Origin of the sequence: Streptomyces sp. NPDC019890 (genome assembly GCF_044903445.1) — a bacterium.
Lineage (GTDB): Bacteria > Actinomycetota > Actinomycetes > Streptomycetales > Streptomycetaceae > Streptomyces.
In genome coordinates, this window is record NZ_JBJDQK010000018.1 from 29,696 (window position 1) to 47,368 (window position 17,673).

At 70.0% G+C, this 17,673-nt stretch carries 12 protein-coding genes and 2 pseudogenes; 10 read left to right on the plus strand and 4 right to left on the minus strand.

The window, feature by feature from the left end; genetic code table 11:
• Window positions 1-5 precede the first annotated feature (5 nt).
• Window positions 6-2,927, plus strand: a complete 2,922-nt coding sequence (locus ACI2LP_RS31540; RefSeq protein WP_404727954.1) for a hypothetical protein — start codon at window positions 6-8, stop codon at window positions 2,925-2,927.
• A 738-nt stretch (window positions 2,928-3,665) separates the two neighbouring features.
• Window positions 3,666-4,543 (plus strand): annotated as a pseudogene (locus ACI2LP_RS31545) (Mu transposase domain-containing protein); the annotation flags it as partial.
• Between the two features lie 12 nt (window positions 4,544-4,555).
• On the opposite strand, the gene ACI2LP_RS31550 reads toward ACI2LP_RS31545, so the two are convergent.
• Window positions 4,556-5,032, minus strand: coding sequence for a hypothetical protein (locus tag ACI2LP_RS31550; protein WP_404727955.1), 477 nt, complete (start codon window positions 5,030-5,032; stop codon window positions 4,556-4,558).
• Window positions 5,033-5,105: 73 nt separating this feature from the next.
• On the opposite strand from ACI2LP_RS31550, the gene istB reads away from it, so the two are divergent.
• Together istB and ACI2LP_RS31560 are read left to right on the plus strand one after the other, a co-directional pair.
• Window positions 5,106-5,897, plus strand: a complete 792-nt coding sequence (gene istB, locus ACI2LP_RS31555; RefSeq protein ID WP_404727973.1) for an IS21-like element helper ATPase IstB — start codon at window positions 5,106-5,108, stop codon at window positions 5,895-5,897.
• Between the two features lie 337 nt (window positions 5,898-6,234).
• Window positions 6,235-7,689, plus strand: coding sequence for a WGR domain-containing protein (locus ACI2LP_RS31560; protein WP_404727956.1), 1,455 nt, complete (start codon window positions 6,235-6,237; stop codon window positions 7,687-7,689).
• Window positions 7,690-8,062: 373 nt separating this feature from the next.
• Here the strand turns inward: ACI2LP_RS31560 and ACI2LP_RS31565 are convergent, their stop codons facing one another.
• From ACI2LP_RS31565 to ACI2LP_RS31575, 3 genes are read right to left on the minus strand one after another with little or no spacing between them, the layout of a single operon-like run.
• A complete protein-coding gene (locus ACI2LP_RS31565; RefSeq protein WP_404727957.1) occupies window positions 8,063-9,382 on the minus strand; it encodes a UDP-glucose dehydrogenase family protein in 1,320 nt (439 codons plus the stop codon).
• Window positions 9,383-9,434: 52 nt separating this feature from the next.
• Window positions 9,435-9,869 (minus strand): NUDIX domain-containing protein, encoded by a 435-nt coding sequence (locus ACI2LP_RS31570; RefSeq protein ID WP_404727958.1) that lies wholly within the window; start codon window positions 9,867-9,869, stop codon window positions 9,435-9,437.
• A gap of 28 nt (window positions 9,870-9,897) precedes the next feature.
• Complete coding sequence (locus tag ACI2LP_RS31575) at window positions 9,898-11,664, minus strand: asparagine synthetase B family protein (RefSeq protein ID WP_404727959.1); 1,767 nt, start codon at window positions 11,662-11,664, stop codon at window positions 9,898-9,900.
• 273 nt (window positions 11,665-11,937) lie between these two features.
• On the opposite strand from ACI2LP_RS31575, the gene ACI2LP_RS31580 reads away from it, so the two are divergent.
• The 6 genes and pseudogenes from ACI2LP_RS31580 (at window position 11,938) to ACI2LP_RS31605 (ending at window position 17,575) form a co-directional block, all read left to right on the plus strand.
• Complete coding sequence (locus tag ACI2LP_RS31580) at window positions 11,938-12,219, plus strand: DUF402 domain-containing protein (protein ID WP_404727960.1); 282 nt, start codon at window positions 11,938-11,940, stop codon at window positions 12,217-12,219.
• A gap of 618 nt (window positions 12,220-12,837) precedes the next feature.
• Window positions 12,838-13,079: pseudogene (locus ACI2LP_RS31585) on the plus strand (transposase); the annotation flags it as partial.
• A 306-nt stretch (window positions 13,080-13,385) separates the two neighbouring features.
• On the plus strand, window positions 13,386-15,611 hold the full coding sequence (tap, locus tag ACI2LP_RS31590; RefSeq protein WP_404727974.1) for a telomere-associated protein Tap: 2,226 nt from the start codon (window positions 13,386-13,388) through the stop codon (window positions 15,609-15,611).
• 10 nt (window positions 15,612-15,621) lie between these two features.
• Window positions 15,622-16,179 carry a telomere-protecting terminal protein Tpg gene (gene tpg, locus ACI2LP_RS31595; RefSeq protein ID WP_404727961.1) on the plus strand — a complete coding sequence of 186 codons (558 nt, stop codon included), beginning with the start codon at window positions 15,622-15,624 and terminating at the stop codon, window positions 16,177-16,179.
• Window positions 16,180-16,294: 115 nt separating this feature from the next.
• Window positions 16,295-16,420 carry a hypothetical protein gene (locus ACI2LP_RS31600; RefSeq protein WP_404727962.1) on the plus strand — a complete coding sequence of 42 codons (126 nt, stop codon included), beginning with the start codon at window positions 16,295-16,297 and terminating at the stop codon, window positions 16,418-16,420.
• Window positions 16,421-16,774: 354 nt separating this feature from the next.
• A complete protein-coding gene (locus ACI2LP_RS31605) occupies window positions 16,775-17,575 on the plus strand; it encodes a hypothetical protein (RefSeq protein ID WP_404727963.1) in 801 nt (266 codons plus the stop codon).
• Window positions 17,576-17,673: the final 98 nt, after the last annotated feature.

The window sequence follows — 17,673 nt, forward strand, 5'->3', positions numbered from 1 at the left end:
GGCACGTGACCGAAGACGCCGGCGACAACCGGGAACTTGCCGAACTGCGGCGAAGGCTGGGGGACGCGCTCGCCCGCTCCGGGCTGACGAAGACACAGCTCGCCGCGCGGGCGGGGCTGGGGCGAACGGCTACGCAGCTGGCGTTCCAGGCAGGGGGCCCAGTGCCGTCGGCGGCCACAGTGGCTGCCCTGGCCAGAGTGCTGGATCTGCCACTGGAGGAACTGCTGGAGCTGCGACGGCCCTCGGTTTCCGCACCAAGACCCTCACGCGAGTCAGGGCCGGGACCGGTCCAGCCGATCGGCATGTGGGATCCGCACGATCTGGAGGTGCACCCAGCCGGACCCGCGGGAGCCCCGGCCGGTCGGGACGGCCACGGTTCCTCGGTACAGGCACTCCCCACCTATGTGCGGAGGGAGCACGACGAGGTCCTCGACGGCGTCGTGCGGGACGTGGAGGAAGGGCTCAGCAGGATGCTGGTCCTGGTCGGTGGGTCGTCCACGGGCAAGACCAGGGCCTGCTGGGAAGCGGTCCAGCCGCTCACTGACAGGGGATGGGTGCTCTGGCATCCGTTCGACCCGGAGCGGGCCGAAGCGGCCTTGGAGGGCCTGCGCCTGGTGCGGCCCCGGACCGTGGTCTGGCTGAACGAGGCCCAGCACTATCTCGATGACCCACGAAGCGGAGAGCGGATCGCCGCAGCCGTGCGCAGATTGCTCACCGACCGGGAGCGCGGCCCTGTACTGGTCCTGGGCACCCTCTGGCCGGAGTACGCCGACCGGTACACCGCGCCGCCGGCCATGGGGGCAACCGACCAGCACAGCCAGGTGAGGGAACTCCTGGCGGGACGCACTCTCGCAGTTCCCGGGCACTTCGACACGGATGCCCTGGCCGCCGCTGCCGCGGTCGCGGACGGGGACCTCCTGCTCAGGGAAGCCTTGGCCCGCGCCGCCGAAGGCGGACAGGTGACACAACACCTCGCAGGCGCACCCCAGTTACTGGAGCGCTACCAGCGAGGTACGCCAGCCGCCCGCGCACTGTTGGAAGTGGCCATGGACGCCCGGCGTCTCGGCGTCGGCTGGAACCTGCCCCACACCTTTCTGACCGTTGCCGTGGCTGACTATCTCGACGACTCCGACTACACCGCATTCGCGAACGGAGGTGCACAGGCCGCTTTCGCGGAGCTCGGACGCCCGGTGCACGGCATGCAGTGTCCCCTGAGTGTCATCTCCCCGCGTCCCCGGTTCGACGCGCCCGGCACCCCGCAGGCGGCGGCCACACCGTCGCCCCCGAAGGACACGTTGCTGAGGCTCGCGGACTATCTCGACGAGCAGGGCCGCACAACGCGACAAACGCTCTGCCCGCCGTCCTCGTTCTGGTACGCGGCCCATTCGCATCTGACGCGTAGTGAGGACCTAGGGGCTCTTTCCCAGGCCGCCGGCATGAGGCACCGCCTGCGATGGGAACACCATCTCGAGTGGCGTGCCGCGGAAGCCGGTGACGCCAACTCCCTCGCCAGGCTCGCCACCGCGCTCTGGAACGACGGTGAGACGCAACTGGCCGGGACGGCATTCCGCCGGGCCGCGGCTTCAGGGCGGCCGGACGTTCTCACGCAGCTTGTGCCCGTGTTGCTGGAGCTGGGCTGGGAGCACAGTGTCCGGGCGGCGTGCCGGCAAGCCGCAGCGGCGGGGCACCCCCAGGAGCTCTGCCACTTGGCGCAATTGCTGTGGAAGGGGAAGGAGTACGCGCTGGCCGAGCAGATGTTCCGTGAGGCTGCCTCGTCGGGACAGCCGGAAGCCCTGGCCAACCTGGGGTGGCGGCTGTGGTGGGTCGGCCGCCGCAAAGAAGCGGAGGAAGCGCTGCGGGCGAGTGCCGCGGCCGGTCACATCAGGGCACTCGTCGACCTCGGCAAGCGCTGGTGGGAAGCAGGCGACCGTGGCCGGGCGGAGACCGCTTTCCGCGAGGCTGCCGCGTCGGGGGTTCCCGAAGGGCTTACCGAACTGGCCCGGCACCGCTGGGACGCGGGCGAAGAGACCGAGGCCGAAGCAATCGCCCGGGAGGCGACAGCGGCCGGTGAACCCGCTGCGCTCGTGGCCCGTCTACGGAAAGCTGGTAAGTATCTGGAGGCCGAGGCCGCTTGTCGGGAAGCGGCGACCGCCGGACATCCGCAGCAGTTGCGCGAACTGGCCAAGAGCTGGTGGGAGGCGGGTCTGCACGCATACGCGGAATCGCTGTTCCGGGCCGTCGCCGCGGCGGGAGCCCCCGGCGCGCTGTGTGATCTTGCCTGGCGTCTGTGGGAAACAGGGCAACGGGAACAGGCCGAGGACGCGTACCAAGGGGCAGCTGCTCTGGGCGACGTTGGCGCCTGGATTCTCCTGGCCAGAAGACTCTGGGACACAGGACAGCGCGATCGCGCCACGGCCGCATTCCTGACAGCGGCCGACGAGGGCAATACCGCGGGCCTCCGCGAACTGGCCCACCACATCTGGCAGGAAGACACCGAACAGGCCGAGAGGCTCTACCGGCACGCGGTCGACGCCGGTGATGCCGACGCCCTGGTTTCCTGGGGCAGAGACCTCGCGCATTCGGGAGAAGTCGATCGCGCGGTGAACGTACTGCGAAAAGCGGCAGCGGCGGGGCGTCGCGGGCTTGGAGACCTGGGACAGGAACTGTTCGACACCGACCTTGAGAAAGCCATCCTCTGTTTCCGAGAGGAGGCATTGGCATGCGATCCCGGTGCCTTGACCCGGTTGCTCAGCATGCTCGACAGGAACGGCCACCGGGAAAGGCGAATGGACGTCGTCAGGTGGGCTGTCGACGCGGGCTACGCGGCCTTCACACCGTGCGGTGATCACTGGCCGCACGGCCTTGAGCCCACGGGCACACCCTCTCTGCAGTGGTCCCGGACCCCCTACGACCAACTCCACATCTAGGGTCTTTCGTTCGGATCATCGAGCAGACCAGAGGAAGATGCCGCGATGTGGAGTCCGGCCAAGTAGATCGTGGCCGTCTTCTCGTAACGGGTCGCAATACCGCGCCATTGCTTGAACCGGTTGATGCACCGCTCAAGGAGCAAGCCGTAATGCGCACATGACAACTCCGGGGCGGGGAATGTCCCGGTCGTAGGGGTGGACGGCTTGCTCCAGGCCGCCGCTGCCGTGCGGCAGTTGCGGGAGCGACAGGCCGATGGGGCCGAGGACGGTGAGTCGCGGTGTCGGAGGACGTCGATGCTGATCTCCCCAGAAGAACGCTGCCGAGGTAGGGGGTTTCGGCAGTCTTCGTGCCGCGCCGCTCGTGGTTGAGGCAGCCGGTGGGAAGAGCGTGTATGCCGCGTGGGAGAGGGTGGTGAAGGGCAAGGGGACGGCCCCGTCCCGACCGGTGATCGAGGTGCTTGCGGTCGACACGGCTTCCGGCGATCGGGCATGGTCGGCCGAGATTGCGGCTGCTGCCAGTGCCGGCGGGCTGGCTGCGGACCCTATCGGCGCTGATGGGATTCTCGCGCCGCAGATCATCGGAGTCGACGCGGATACGGTGGTGGTCGCGGCCGCCGACACCACCTATGCAGTCGACCGTGCCGCTGGCACGGTGCGCTGGAAGAAGACCGACTTCCGTGCTGTCGTGCTGGCTGACGGAGTCGTCGCCGGCGGTGAGAAGGTGTGTCAGAGGACACGGTCCGCAACCCCGAGCTGGTGCCGATCGCCCGCTACTACGGCACGGTCGTCAGGACGTGCATGCCGGCTGACCCGGCCTCGAAGGGCGGGACGGAGGCGACGGTCCGGATCGCGAAGCGGGACCTGGTCCCCACCGCGGTCAACCTCCGCCCCGACTACGGCGACTTCGCCGAACTCCAGCAGGCCTGCGAGGACTTCATGGCCGAGGTGAACGGCCGCACCCACCGCGAGACCCGCCGGATCCCGGCCGAGCTGCTGGCCGAGGAACGGCTGCGGCTGCACCCGGTGCCCGAGCATCCGTTCACCGCCGCGTTCGGGGAGACCCGCCGGGTCGGCAAGGACTCCACGATCTCGGTCGAGTTGGTTCGCTACTCGGGTCCCGCACCAGTTCGTCGACAAGCGCGTCTGGGTCCGTTTCCACGCCGACGAGCTGATCGTCAGCGCGATGACCGCAGGCAGCGTGGCTGAGGTCGCCCGGCACCCGCGCTCCACTGCGGGGAGCCCGCGGATCGCGGACGAGCACTACCCCGACGCCGCGCGCGGCGAGCGCACCCCGAAGCCGACGAACCCAGCCGAGGCCCAGTTCCTGGCCATCGGACCTGGGGCGGCGGCCTGGCTGGTCGAAGCCGCCGCGACCGGCGTCCGCCGGATCAGGGCGAAGATGGCCGACGCGGTCGCGCTCGCCAAGCTCTACGGCACTGCCGATGTCGACCGGGCGCTTGGCTCCGCGGCCACCGTCGGCCGGTTCGCCGAGGGCGACCTGCTGTCGATCCTGGACCACCAGGGTGAGCACGACCGCGCAGAGCCGATCCGCTCGCAGCGAGACCCACAGCCTGCAACCGCGCACCTCCGCCTGGTCCGGGTTCACGACGCCGTGATCGACCTTCGGCTCAGCCGGCACAACCGGTCGGGCCGTCCTGCCAGCCGGGCAACTCCAGCTCGTCGTCGCGAACCGCCCACATCGGTGGCTGCCCGGACGGCGGGCCTGCCAGGACCCGCAACTGCTGGGGGCGGTATTCGTCGCGCGCGTCCTCGACGCTGAAGCCAGCCGAGGCCAGGATCTGGGCCATTGCCTGCATCATCGCGGCCCCGACCGCGCTGGAATGCCGCAGCACCGGCTCGTCCAGCTGCTTCAGCCGAAACGCGCGGCTCGCGCAGGCCCGCAGGCGCGGGCTTGCCTGCCAGGCCACGAACACACCGCCCGCCGCGTCGTCACCGTCGTCGATGTCCACCTCGGCGCCGCCGGCCAGGACCGGGTCGAGCTCCGGCGCGACCACGGGCAGGCCCGCGGCGGCCAGCTCGTCGCGGACCCTTCGGGCGAGCTTCTTCAGGGCCGCGGACTCTTCAGCACCCACTCGTTCGAACATTCGCTCAATCTAGCCAACCGCAGAGAAGGAACTCCTGATGACTGACACGGCAACCGCACCCGTCCGGCCCAGGATGGCTGCCCCGGCCTCAGCTGTCGCGGCCACGACCGGCGCCGCGTTCGACGAGGCGATCGCCCTGACGCGGCGCTTGAAGCTGCCTCACATCCGCCGGGCGATGACGGAGGTCATCCCGACTGCGAAGGCTCAGCGGTGGGAGCCGGCCGAGGTCGTCCGGGCACTTCTGGCCGAGGAGGCCGCTGGCCGGGACGCGGCCAACCTCCGCACTCGCCGCGCCCGGGCGGCCTTCCCGACCGGCAAGACCTTCCACATCTGGAACGAGGAGGCCTCGTCGATCCCCGTCCCGACCCAGTCGGCGCTGCGGACGCTGGAGTGGGTGGGCCGGCGCGAGAACCTCTGCGTTGTCGGCCCGTCCGGGACCGGGAAGTCGCACTTCTGCGAGGCCCTCGGGCAAGCAGCGGTCGACGCCGGGATGACCGTCGCCTGGTTCACGATCGAGGACCTCGGAGCGCTGATCCGCCGTCATCGCGTTGACGACTCCGTCTCGAAGGCCATCAGTCGGATCACCCGAACCGACTTGATCATCGTGGACAACATCGGGCTCCTGCCCGTCTCGCCGGACGCCGCCGAAGGCTTCTACCGCCTGGTCGATGCGGCCTATGAGCGGCGAAGTCTGGCCGTCAGCAGCAACCTTCATCCGTCTGGATTCGACGAGATCATGCCCAAGACCCTAGCCACCGCGACCGTCGACCGGCTCCTGCATCACGCACACGTCGTCGTCACCCAGGGCGACAGCCACCGCCTCGCGGAGGCCACCACCGGACGAGGCGTCGTCCCACTCGCCTGACCCATAAGCGGGGAGATCAACTGTCCACCGGGGATCTTCAACGTCCGCCAGTGGGGAGATCAACTGTCCGCGAGCGGGGAACTCCTACTGTCCCTTGACAATGTGCTGAGCACGTTCGCTCTGCTGTGTTGCGCACCGACGGCCCGGCCCTGGCCCGCCGGCCCATCAGTTCTGGATCGAAGACGGTTCCACTCGGACGAGCGCCGGTCGTTCTGGGGCTCACGCGTCCTGGACGATGAGCAGCTCGGTGGACCGTGGTTGTCAGTGGTTCCTCCTACGGTTTGAGCAGTGGGATCTGCGGGAGAGGCCGCGGGTCCGCCTGGGGGAGGGGTCTGCCATGTCTACCGAGTCCACCACGGTGTCGACGACGTATCTGGAGCTGTCGCAGGAAGGCGCCGGCGCGCACAAGTTCTACGAGGTTGCGGTCGAGGGCCAGGTGGTGACGGTGCGGTACGGGCGGATCGGCACTGCCGGGCAGAGGCAGACGACGACGTTCCCCACGGCGGTGAAGGCGCGGACCGCTGCCGCGAGGAAGGTTGGGGAGAAGGTCCGCAAGGGATACGCCCCGGCCGTTCTGGGGCAGCGCGCTCCGCGCCCGGTGACCCGGCGTCAGGTGACGTCGGCTCCGTCCACCGCGCGCGACGTGGCGCCCGTGCTGTGGCGGTTCCGCACCGGCTCCTCGGCGTTCGGTATCCATGTCGAGGACGAGCGCTGCTGGGTCGGCAACCAGGCGGGCGACGTCTACACCTTGGACCACGACGGTGGCCTCCTGGCCCGCTTCAGCCTGCCGGACGGCGTGAAGTGCCTGGTCGCCGACGACTTCTGGATCTACGCGGGCTGCGACGACGGCAGGGTCTACGACTTGTCCTCGAAGCTGCCGTTCGCGGCGTACGACATCGCGGCGGACGTCGACATCTTCTGGCTGGACATCCACGAGGGCATCTTGAACGTCTCGGACTGCGACGGCCGGCTGACCGTCATCGACCACGAGGACGAGCACCAGTGGGCCCGCCGCAGCCAGGGCGAGCACGCCTGGATGATCCGCGCCGATGACCGGGCGGTCTACCACGGCCACCACCGGGGCGTCACCGCCTACGCGCCCGACGGCGGCGGCGAGCTGTGGCACACGCCCACCCGCGGCGGAGTCCTGTTCGGCTGGCAGGAGGACGATGCCGTGTACGCGGGGACCGCGCACCGCGTGGTCCAGCGGCTGTCGAAGGCGACCGGCGCGATCGAGGCCACGTACGGCTGCGACAGTGCGGTGTACTCATGCGCCGCCTCGCCCAGTGGGCGGTTCGTCTTCGCCGGTGACGCGGCGTCGTCCGTCTACTGCTTCGACCGGGACGGCACGCGCCTGTGGAAGCTCAGCACGGGCGGCGGCTCGGCGCTGTCGATGCAGTACCGTGACGAGCGGCTGTACTTGGTGACCACGGACGGCTCGCTGGTGTGTGTGGACGCGAGCGAGACGGCTCTCTCCGCGGCGCAGCAGGGCACGGTGCCGGTGGCGCGCGACATCAAGCTCGCCGCGGCCCTGCCGACCTACGTGCCGGCCACGGCCGCGAGCACGGTGGCCACCGTCGCCCACGCTCCCGCCGGGGCGGTCGTCGTCGAGTGCCTCCAGGAGGCCGGCCGCCTGCGTGTGCACGTGGTGTCCGAGGGCTACGACTCGTCCTGGAACGTCCAGTTCCCGCGCGCCATACGGGAGCCGGGGGCGCGCTATGTCGTGGACGCCCTGCACACGGCGGCCGGCGGCTTCTACCGGGTCCGCGGTGATATCCGACGACTGCTGTGACCGGAGCCTGACGTCGTGTGCACCTCCCGTCGAATTCCGTGACGGCCGTGACTGGTGTGGCCGACCGCGAGGCACGAGACCCCGGACCGAGGTCCTCCCAGCGCGCCGAGCACCACCGTCTCCCGGCGCCAGCCACTTCCCCTCGCGGACTGGCAACGGCCTCAGCGGCGGACATTGCTCGAGGGTGGCGACGGCGGAGTGTGGGGCCGTCTCGAGTGCGCTGATCTCGACTCCGGCCAGGATGAACACCGCGAGGAAGGTGATGGCCGCGCTGTCGACGGTGAACAGGCCGTAGAAGATGGCGAAGGCGGCGACTCCGCCAGCCAGGCCGGCGATGGGTCCGCGGGTGCCGGGTCGTCGTCGTGCGGCGGAGTCAGGGGCGTCCGAGGGTCCGGTAGGTCCATCCGGCCTCGCGCCAGGTGTCGGGGTTGAGGGTGCCGCGGCCGTCGATGAGCAGGGTCTGGGCGGCGCGGTGGGCGAGGCGGTGGGGGTCGATGTGACGGAACTCGGCCCATTCGGTCAGGTGCAGCAGCAGGTCGGCGTCCTGGACGGCGGCGATCGGGTCGTCGATGTAGTCGAGTTCGGGGTGGGTCTTGCGGGCGTTGTCGAGGGCCTTGGGGTCGGTGACGGTGACCTGGGCGCCGAGTTCGTGGAGTTTTTGGGCGACGGCGAGGGCGGGCGAGTCGCGGATGTCGTCGGTGTTGGGTTTGAAGGCGGCGCCCCAGACGGTGATCCGCTTGCCCATGAGGTTGCCGTCGAGCTGTTCGCGGGCGAGGTCGGTGATGGCCTCGCGGCGGCGGTGGTTGACCGCGTCGGCCTCGCGGAGGATGCCGGTGGCTGCTTCGGCGCCGAGTGCTGCGGCCTGGGTGATGAAGCCGCGGATGTCCTTGGGCAGGCAGCCGCCGCCGAAGCCGAGGCCGGGCCGCATCCCGCGTCGGCCGATGCGGGGGTCGTGGCCGAGGATCTCGGCGAGCTGGTGGACGTCGGCGTCGGAGGTCTCGCAGATCTCGGCCATCGCGTTGATGAAGGAGATCTTGGTGGCGAGGAAGGAGTTCGCGGCGCCCTTGGCGAGTTCAGCCGTCGCCCAGTCGGTGGCGATCGTGGGGGTCCCGGACTCGATGATTTTCTCGAAGCACTGCCGCAGCATGGTCTCGGCCCAGGTGTGCTCTTTCTGGAATCCGAGAACGAGCCGGTCGGGGTGGAGGGTGTCTTCGATGGCGAACGATTCGCGCAGGAACTCGGGGTTCCAGGCGACCTCGACCTGGTCGCCTGCCGGTGCGTGGGCCCGCAGGATCTCGGCGACGTGGGGTGCGGTGCCGATGGGGACGGTCGACTTGACCGCGATCACGGCCGGGCCGGTCAGACGCGGGGCGAGCTGGCGGGCCGCGGAGAACAGGTGGGTGAGGTCGTAGGTGTCCTCGCCGGGTGTCTGCGGGGTGCCGACGCCGATGAAGTGCAGGTTGGCGAAGTGGGCGGCTTCGGCGTAGGAGGCGGTGAACTTCAGGCGGCCGGTGGCGGTGTGCTTGGCCAGCAGGTCGTCCAGGTCGCGTTCGAAAAACGGGGCCTTGCCGGAGTTGAGGATGTGGACCTTGTCCATGTCGCAGTCCATGCCGAGGACTTCGTGGCCGAGTTCGGCCATGCAGGCCGCGTGGGTGGCGCCGAGGTAGCCGCAGCCGATGACGGTGAGCTTCACGGTGTCCTTCCAGATGGGGCCGCCGCCCGGCGGCCCATCCAGAGGGGTGGGTTCAGGCGGGCCGGGCGGCCAGATAGCGGTGGATCCCGTCCTCGATGAACGGGGGGATCGTGAGGATGCCGAGGTGTTCGGGGGCGAAGAACTGGAGCTTGACGCCCTCGGCCAGCGGCAGCGTGGTCTCGTCGCCGTCCCAGTCGGCGGCGAAGAAGGTGATCAGCTGGCCGGAGCCGTGTTCGTCGCGGATCTCGAAGAGTTCGGTGAGATTCCTGGGGGCGAGTCCGGCTTCCTCGTCGAGCTCGCGGACAACCGTCTCGGCGGGGTGTTCCCCGTCGTCGGTGCCGCCCAGCAGGCTCCAGTGGGCGGGCCAGGCGATGGTGGGCAGGTCGTCCCGAAGATGCAGGAGGAGTTCGCCGCGCCGGTTGGTGATGATGGCGACCGCGCCGCGGGCGGTGGCCGGGCCCTCGGTACGGGTGGTGTCAGAGTGCATCCCGTCACCGTAGTAAGGGAGTTGAGGATCATGCGGCAGCCCTCACGGTCTGGTCTGAAAACCAGGCGGCTGCCAGCAGGGCCTGCATCCTGGTGCGGTCGAACCGGCCGCCGGGCTTGAGGCCGCCCGTCAGCAGGGGCCGCAGCGAGGGCGGAGCCTCGGCGAGCGCGGTGTGGATCTGGGTGTCCGCCCAGCCCGCCAGCGGGCCGTTCAGCCAGGTGGGGACCGGGGAGGCGAAGCCGAGCTTGTCCCGGCTCCCCCAGAGCTCACGGGGCAGGCCCAGGGCCTTGGCGGCATCCCGCAGGATCCGCTTGCCCGCCGCCGGATCGGCAATCTTGTGCTCGGCCGGGAGCCGGTAGGACGGCTCGACCAGATCGCGGGCCAGGTAAGGGGACCGGCGCTCTAACGCGCAGGCGGAGGCGAGCTTGTCGCTCGTCATCACCAGTGGCCGCCAGGCCGTCGCCAGATCGGCCAGGGTCAGTCCCCTGGCCAGGTCGCCGCCGGCCCGTTCCATCGCGTCGGCGACCAGGTCCCGGATGCGGTTGTCGGGGTCCGGGCCGCGCAGGATGAGACGGGTGACCGCCTCGGCCGGCTCCAGCTGCTGGCCCGCGGCGTGCAGGAGCTTGGCGGCCAGGGGCCGGTAGGCGTCCAGGCCTGCCGTCAGGACGGCGTCTGGGCCGAACAGGACCAGGGCATGGCGGATGTAGCCCATCAGGAACTCGTCCGGGCCGAGCCCGCCGACCACCACCTTCAGGCCGAGATCGGAGACCTTGCGGTAAGCCATGTGCTCGGAGAACGTGGACGCGTTGCCCATCGGGTAGTCCAGCGCGGACATCATGTGCGGCAGCATCTTGGTGAAGTCGATGTGGTCCGGCTCAACCACGACCAGTTCGGCGCCGATGTCAGCTGCGATCCGGGCCGCGGTCTGCGACTCGTCCAGGCGGTCCTGGCCCGGGTAGGAGACGGTGACGCAGACCGGCGGCCGCATCAGGTAGGCCAGCAGCGCAGAGTCCAGGCCGCCGGACAGCAGCAGCGCGAAGTCGCGGCCAGGGGCCCGCAGCGGAACCTGGTCGGCCAGCACGACCGAGAAGGCAGCCAGGGCCTGGCGGTAGTCGCCCGCGAACGGCAGCCGGTTCTCCACCCGCCACCACGTCGTCTGGTCGAGTGAGCCGCTCACGACGTCGAAGGTCAGTAACGTCGCCGGGGCCAGCAGTTGGATGCCCTGGAACGGGGTGTCGAGGCTGACCGGCGTCTCGATCGCCAGCATCTCCGGGCGGACGATCAGCGGAGTCTGGCCGTAGCCGGTCAGAGTGCTGACTTCGGAGGCGAACGCGAGCCGGCCACCGTCCAGGCGCCAGTAGAGCGGCTTCTCGCCCAGTCGGTCGCGGGCCAGGAACAGCTTGCCGACGCGGGGGTCGTAGACCGCGAGGGCGAACATGCCGTCCAGCCCGTCCAGGCAGGACGGTCCGAGCTTCGTCCAGGCCTTCAGGACGAGATGGGCGTCGGTCTCCTTCTCGGCGAGCTCGATGCCCCAGGCGGTGGCCTGCTGACGGTAGTTGTAGATCTCGCCGTTGAAGGCCAGCAGCACCCCCGAGGTGCGGTCCAGGTAGGGGCCGGGGTGGGCGAGCGGGTCCACGATCAGCAGCGAGTTCATGGCCAGCACCGCCCGCCCGTCGCTGGATGCGGCGTGCATGGTGCCGTCCGGTCCGCGGTAGTGCTGGGCGATGCCCATGGCCTTCACCGTCGTCTGGTGCCACTGGGCGTCCGGCCCGGCCAGTCCTGCGATTCCGCACATCTGGTTCACCCCCGAGAGTGAGCGTTGGCGCCTGTCGGCGGCCACCGCCGGTCGGAGTAGAGCCCGGCGCCCGCGGGCGTGGACTTGGACGGGCCATGCTCGGCTCCGCACTCGAAACCCTCACCGAGACCGGCGCCACCGAAGTGATCCTCTATGTCGACGACGCACCACGGGCGACGAGCGAGGCCGAACGACCTCGCTGTGCGCCAAGGCCCACGCCGATGGGAACCGGCCGGTACGCACCGAGGTGTTCGACGCGATGGTCACCGGCAAGTGGGAGCTCGCGCCGGCCGGTGGCAGGACACCGCACTGCTGCTGTGGAAGCCGCCGACGGCATGGTTCAGCATCAACGCCTTCTGCACCGGCTCCGGGCTGCGGAACTGGTACGTGAACTTCGAGCATCCCACCCGCCGCACCGAGGACGGGTTCGACACCTTCGACCTGACCTTGTGCCTCATCATCGACCCCGACCTGGCCCGCAGTGGAAGGGCGAAGACGAGTACGCCCACGTGCGGCGTCTCGGCATCATCACCGACATCGAGCGCCTGGCCGTAGGCGACGCCCGCGCCCAGGTCCTGGCGATGCTCAAGGAACGCGGCGGCCCGTTCGTGAACGCGGCGGGCGGGGGGCGGCGTGGCGGTGGAACCGTCCTGGCCTTCGCCTCGCCTGCCGCAGTCCGTCCCGGCCGCGGGGAGGGTTGCACCGACAGGCGGCTGAACCGTGGCAGTAGCTGGCAGGTCACCTGTGGGGCGCAGCGATGGTCGGCTGCCGGAGAACCCGGGACGGGGTCACCGACGGCTACCCACCCGTGGTGAGTGCGGCAACATCCCTTGCAGCAACGGTGGCACCAACAGTGGCACCAACGGTGGCAACAACAGTGGCGCCCACGGAGCGTCACCACCCTCATATGCCCAGTTCAGGGGCCGTGGTGAGTGGCCCTGACACGCCGACTTCCCCTGTTCTCTGCCTTTTCCACTGCTGCCTGAAGGTGATGAGGGTGGTGAGGGATGAAGGGAGCGGCGTCGGTCAGGGGAAGGGGCCGCCGCTGCGCTCGGCTTTTGCCGGGCGCGCCCCCGGAGGCGAGTTCGCGCGGTTGGGGTCGGGGGAGCTTACCGGCAGCCGGGGACGCTGATGGTGCTCGGCCACCGCCGGACCTCGACACACCGCTACGCCTGGCCCGGGCCCTGCGCTCCCCTCACCGAGATCAAGAACCGCGGCGTCGGCGACGTCCTCACGCTCGTCTGCGACGGGCTGAAGGCACTTCCTGACGCGGTCGGGACGGTCTGGCCGGCCACGATCGTCCAGACCTGCGTCGTGTGCTGCGGAGCTCCTTCCGCTATGCCGCCCGGCAGGACTGGGACAAGATCGCGAAGGTCCTCAAGCCCGTCTACACGGCGCCGACCGAAGAGGCCGCGCTGGACCGGTTCGCCGACCTGCCGCTGGAAGACCGCCCTGAACGCCTTCGGCATCACCTTCGACGGCCGCCTCTCAGCGGCCCGCCAGTAACCACAACAGCCCGAGTTACACCGTTCATTGGACAGACCCCGAGCTGGTGGTCATCGGGCCCAGTCCGCCTCTGTCGGGCGGTGTGGAGGCGCCCTCTCAGGCGTACCTCGATGCCGTCGATCATCGCGGCACAGCCCGGATATTCACGCTATCCGTACGCGTTTGGTACGCGAAAGGTTCGCTTCATACTAGGGTTGCGGGTCAGGAGGTGCTGCATGTCCGAGCTGTTCGACGCGGTCGACGCGCTCATCGCGTCCCGCTCCCCGTTGCCGCCCCCCGCGGAACGCAAGCGGCTGCGCCAGGCGCACGGTCTGACGCTGGACGAGGTGGCCGCCGCACTGCAGGTGCGGCGCGCGACGGTCGGCGGCTGGGAGGCCGGCAAGACCGAGCCGCGGCCGCCGGAGCGCGATGCCTACGCCCGCATGCTGAAGCAGCTCGCCCGGCTCTACCCCGCCAACGCTCCGGTGCCCCCTGAGGACACGGCGATCCCTGAGACGCCTGCCGTTGCGGCCGCTCCTGCGCCATCGGCAGTTGAACCGGCCCAAGCCCGCACCGCACCCACAGGCCCGGCTGCGGAGCCTGCGAACACCGCACTCCGCCCCGCTGCTCCTGCCGCTGTACCGCGTCCGGCGGTCACGACCCGGCCGACGTCGCGCGGTCCGGCCGCGAAGAAGGCCGCCCCCGCCGGCACTCCGGCAGGCGGGACCGATGCGCGGTTCGAGAACGGTCCGCTTGCGGTCGTCGACGTCGACGCAGATGGTCAGGTGCTGGCGTACTGCGTCGGCGGCTTGGTCCTGGATGTACCGGCGAAGTCGATTGCGGCCCTGGTGGAGTGGACGCTTGGCGAAGGGCGGCTCGGTCAGCCGAAGTTGTCGGGGCCGGGCAAGGACGCCGACCCGCTGATCGTGCTGACCGGGGCCGCGTGTGAGCACTACGGCCTGCCGGTCACGCTCACCAAGGAGGAGCGCTTGGCCGGGCGGATCCCGGAGGGACACAAGGTCATCAAGCAGTTGACGCGCGCCGACTGGCAGCTGACCAAGCGCGGGTTCGGGCCGTGGGCGAGGATCTACCGCCCTGCGCAGGGCGCGGAGCGATCCTGCGTGCAGTTGTGCATCCCGTCGTGGGACGCGCTCGACACCCGGCACTGGGCCGACACGGGGCAGCTGCCGCCGGCGGACCTGGCCCGGCTGCTGGGCACGTATGCGGCCCGCGTGATGACGCCGCGCGGATCGACCGCCGTGACCGGTCTGGAGCTGATGACCGCCCTGCGCCCGCCGACCCGCGCCTCCGAACCGGACGCGACGGGCAAGCGGCACTCCGAGCACAACCCCGGCTCGCTGGGGAAGGATCCGGTGGACTGCGCGCCGTGCGAGGCCCCCGACGGGCACCCGGTCCTGGCGGACCTGCCGCGCTTCCACCACCGCACCCCGGCCGAGGTCCTGGTGGAGGAGGCGTACGACTGGGGGCGCCCGCTCACCGACGCCGAATGCCTGCGTCCCCACCTGGTGGGTATCGACGTGAACATGGCTTTCGCCGCCGGCGCGAACGGCCTCACGGTCGGCCTGGGCGCGCCAACGCACGTCAAGAACCCCGTCTTCGACGCGAAACTGCCCGGTTCCTGGCTGGTCGACCTGAGCCACGTCGACCTGTCCCGCGTGAAGGTGGCCAAGGACAAGTGGGTGGAGCTGGACGGCAGTCTGCTGCCGAGCCCTTTCACGCCGAAGGGCGAGCGTCCGACGGGGCCGGCTTGGTACGCGACGCCGACGGTGGCGTACGCGGTGGAGCTCGGCTACGACGTACGCCCGATCGAGGCGTGGGTGCGCTACGACAACGGCCGTTACCTGGACGGCTGGTACAACCGGCTGCGCGACGCGTACCTCGCCACGATGGCCGACCTCGGGGTGGGTGCCGACCTGTCGCCGGAGGAGTTTCTCGCGGCGATGGACGGCTACCGTCAGCGCGACCCCGAACTGGCGGTCGTGGTGTCCGCGGTCAAGGCGACGGTGAAGGGCGGCATCGGCAAGCTGCGCGAGCGCCCGCGCGGGGAGGGCTGGAAGCCCGGGCAGCCGTGGCGGGCCCTTGCCCGGCCGACGTGGCGCCCGGACATCCGCGCCGCCGTCATCTCCCGGACCCGGACCAACATGCACCGCAAGATCGTCAAGCACGCCGCCCTCACCGGGCAGTACCCGGTGGCCATCCTCTCGGACTGCGCCGTCTACGCCTCCGACGGGCCGTCGCCCCTGGACTTCCTGCCCTACCGGGACGGCAAGCCCTTGCCGGGCGGCTTCAAGCTCGGCGTGAACCCGGGCCTGGTCAAGTGGGAGGGCACCCAGACCGTCTTGTGGGGCGAGGGTGTCCGCGAGCAGTTCAACGCCCCCGAGCTCAACCTCGCCCGGTACATCAAAGACGGCACCGTCACCGATCAGGACACCGGAGAGTAGGTAGAGCGCGATGAGCCTGTTCGGCAACGGCCTGGAGGCCGCGGTGCAGAAGGCGTTCACCCGCCCGGCGCCCAAGAGCGCGCCCGCGCAGATGCGGTACCTGGTCAAGCAGCTCAAGGGCACCAAGGCCGTCGCCCAGATGCTGCGTATCTCCCAGCGCACCGTCGAGCGGTACGTGAAGGACCAGATCAAAAAGCCCCGCCCGGACCTCGCCGCCCGCCTGGAGGCCGAAGTGAAGAAGCGGTGGCAGCCGCAGATCCGCGCCAAGGCGCGGCAGAAGGCGGCGACCACCGGCGGCATCGTCATCGACACCCGCGCCCGGATCGGCTACACCGCGCCGATCGGGACGACGGACGAGGACCGCCTCCGGCACTTGACCGTGGCGCTGCCGCCGCAGTACGCCGCCCGCCTCTTCAACGCCCAGGAGCAGGGCGCCAGCGACCAGCAGCTCCAGCAGATCGCCGCCGAAGCGCTCAAGGAGGTGTACTTCCAGGACATGGGCCGCCGCGCCGGCCAGCTGGAGGAGGTCCGCTTCACCGGTATCGAGCACCTCGAGTTCGACCTGTAGATCCCGAACAGCCGCGAGCCCCGTCGACTGTTCGGCTGCGCGCCCGTCAACTCCAGCGCCCGGAACTCTTCGGTGGCCTCGCCGATATAACCAGGCCTGTTCCGTCCATCCGTACGTGAGCCCCTCCCGCCCCACCGGCCTGGCCGAGGCGCGCATAGAACGACTGCCGGTCAAGAAGTCGCTGTACGGCTCGCTGGGTGCCTCCGAGCGGGAAACGACCTTCCCCCGTCGCAGTGCCTGAAGGGCTCTCAGAGGGCCGTCTGTGCCCTCGTGTTGTGGGCGCTGGCGGTAACGGGGCCAGGGGCGCGAAGCGGGTCGGCGGCCGGAAGAGCAAGGCGGTCGGTCGGGCCCGCCGTCGTGCCGGGACGGCTGCGGCCGGGCATGCGGGTTGTGGAGCTGAGGCGTACCCCCATCCCAAACAGTAGTTATCCCAGTTGACCTTTCAGCTGGGTCTCTCACCTGGATCTGTCACATGGCACTTTCACCGGCCCTCACAAACACCCGCTGGGACGTCCATGACCATCTGCTGGTACGTCAGCTCGTGTGAGGCTGGATCGTTTGGGGTTGCAGGTCTCAGCTGGCTACCTTCTGGTGCATGAAGACGACGACGCCCGCCAAGCGGGACATACAGGAGACGACCGCGACCGGGCGGGACACGCGTACGGCGGTCCTCACCCGTTCGATCCGGGCCAACGTGCCGCTTCGCAAGACATTCGTCCAGGCGAACAAGGGGGCCGCCAGCCGCCATGGGCCCCTGAAGGACTTCGTGACCGGGAGAGACCTGCGGGGCCTCAAGGCCTACCTGATCATCGTGGCCGCGTGCAGCAACGGGGACAACGGCTGGTCGACCACGCACGACAGCGCGGTGTGGGCGCGGCTGATGGACATCCACGAGACCGCGACCGACCAGTCCGCCCGTACTGGTGCCTGGCGGGCCCTGCGCCGACTGCAGGCGCGCAAGCTCATCGAGTGCAACCGCAGCGGAACCATGATCACGGTCACTCTCCTGCGCGAGGACGGCAGCGGGAAGCCCTACGATCGCCCCGTGGGCGACGCGGAGGAGAACCGCTTCCTGCAGATACCGACCACCTTCTGGACGCTGGGCCGTGACGAGGACCTGGACCTGCCGGGCCTGGCCCTGTTCTTGGTCGTCGCCCGCGAGAAGAACTGGTCGACCTTCCCCGCGGAGAAAGCCCCCGAGTGGTACGGCTGGTCCCCAGACACCCACGAACGCGGGCTGAAGAAGCTCGTCGCCCTTGGGCTCGTTGAGCGACGCGAGCACCGCACCAAAGCCCCGCTCTCCCCACTCGGCTTCACCACGGCCCACCAGTACCAGCGCACCGCCATCACACGGCCGCGCAAGCCCAGGAAGACGGCCGCACCCGCTGGGCGGTGATCCCGGTCGTCTTGCAGGCCTCAACCCCGCCGTCTCGGCACTCTGCTGCCTGCCCGCCACCCCGTGACGAAAGGGGTGAGGGCGCCTCATGCTCCGCG

Bases quoted from the DNA above. Each gene is read 5' to 3' on its own strand.
- tpg (WP_404727961.1), top strand. From the start codon at position 15,622: ATGAGCCTGTTCGGCAACGGCCTGGAGGCCGCGGTGCAGAAGGCGTTC.
- ACI2LP_RS31575 (WP_404727959.1), bottom strand. From the start codon at position 11,664: ATGTGCGGAATCGCAGGACTGGCCGGGCCGGACGCCCAGTGGCACCAG.
- ACI2LP_RS31560 (WP_404727956.1), top strand. From the start codon at position 6,235: ATGTCTACCGAGTCCACCACGGTGTCGACGACGTATCTGGAGCTGTCG.
- ACI2LP_RS31550 (WP_404727955.1), bottom strand. From the start codon at position 5,032: ATGTTCGAACGAGTGGGTGCTGAAGAGTCCGCGGCCCTGAAGAAGCTC.
- ACI2LP_RS31605 (WP_404727963.1), top strand. From the start codon at position 16,775: ATGAAGACGACGACGCCCGCCAAGCGGGACATACAGGAGACGACCGCG.
- istB (WP_404727973.1), top strand. From the start codon at position 5,106: ATGGCTGCCCCGGCCTCAGCTGTCGCGGCCACGACCGGCGCCGCGTTC.
- tap (WP_404727974.1), top strand. From the start codon at position 13,386: ATGTCCGAGCTGTTCGACGCGGTCGACGCGCTCATCGCGTCCCGCTCC.
- ACI2LP_RS31570 (WP_404727958.1), bottom strand. From the start codon at position 9,869: ATGCACTCTGACACCACCCGTACCGAGGGCCCGGCCACCGCCCGCGGC.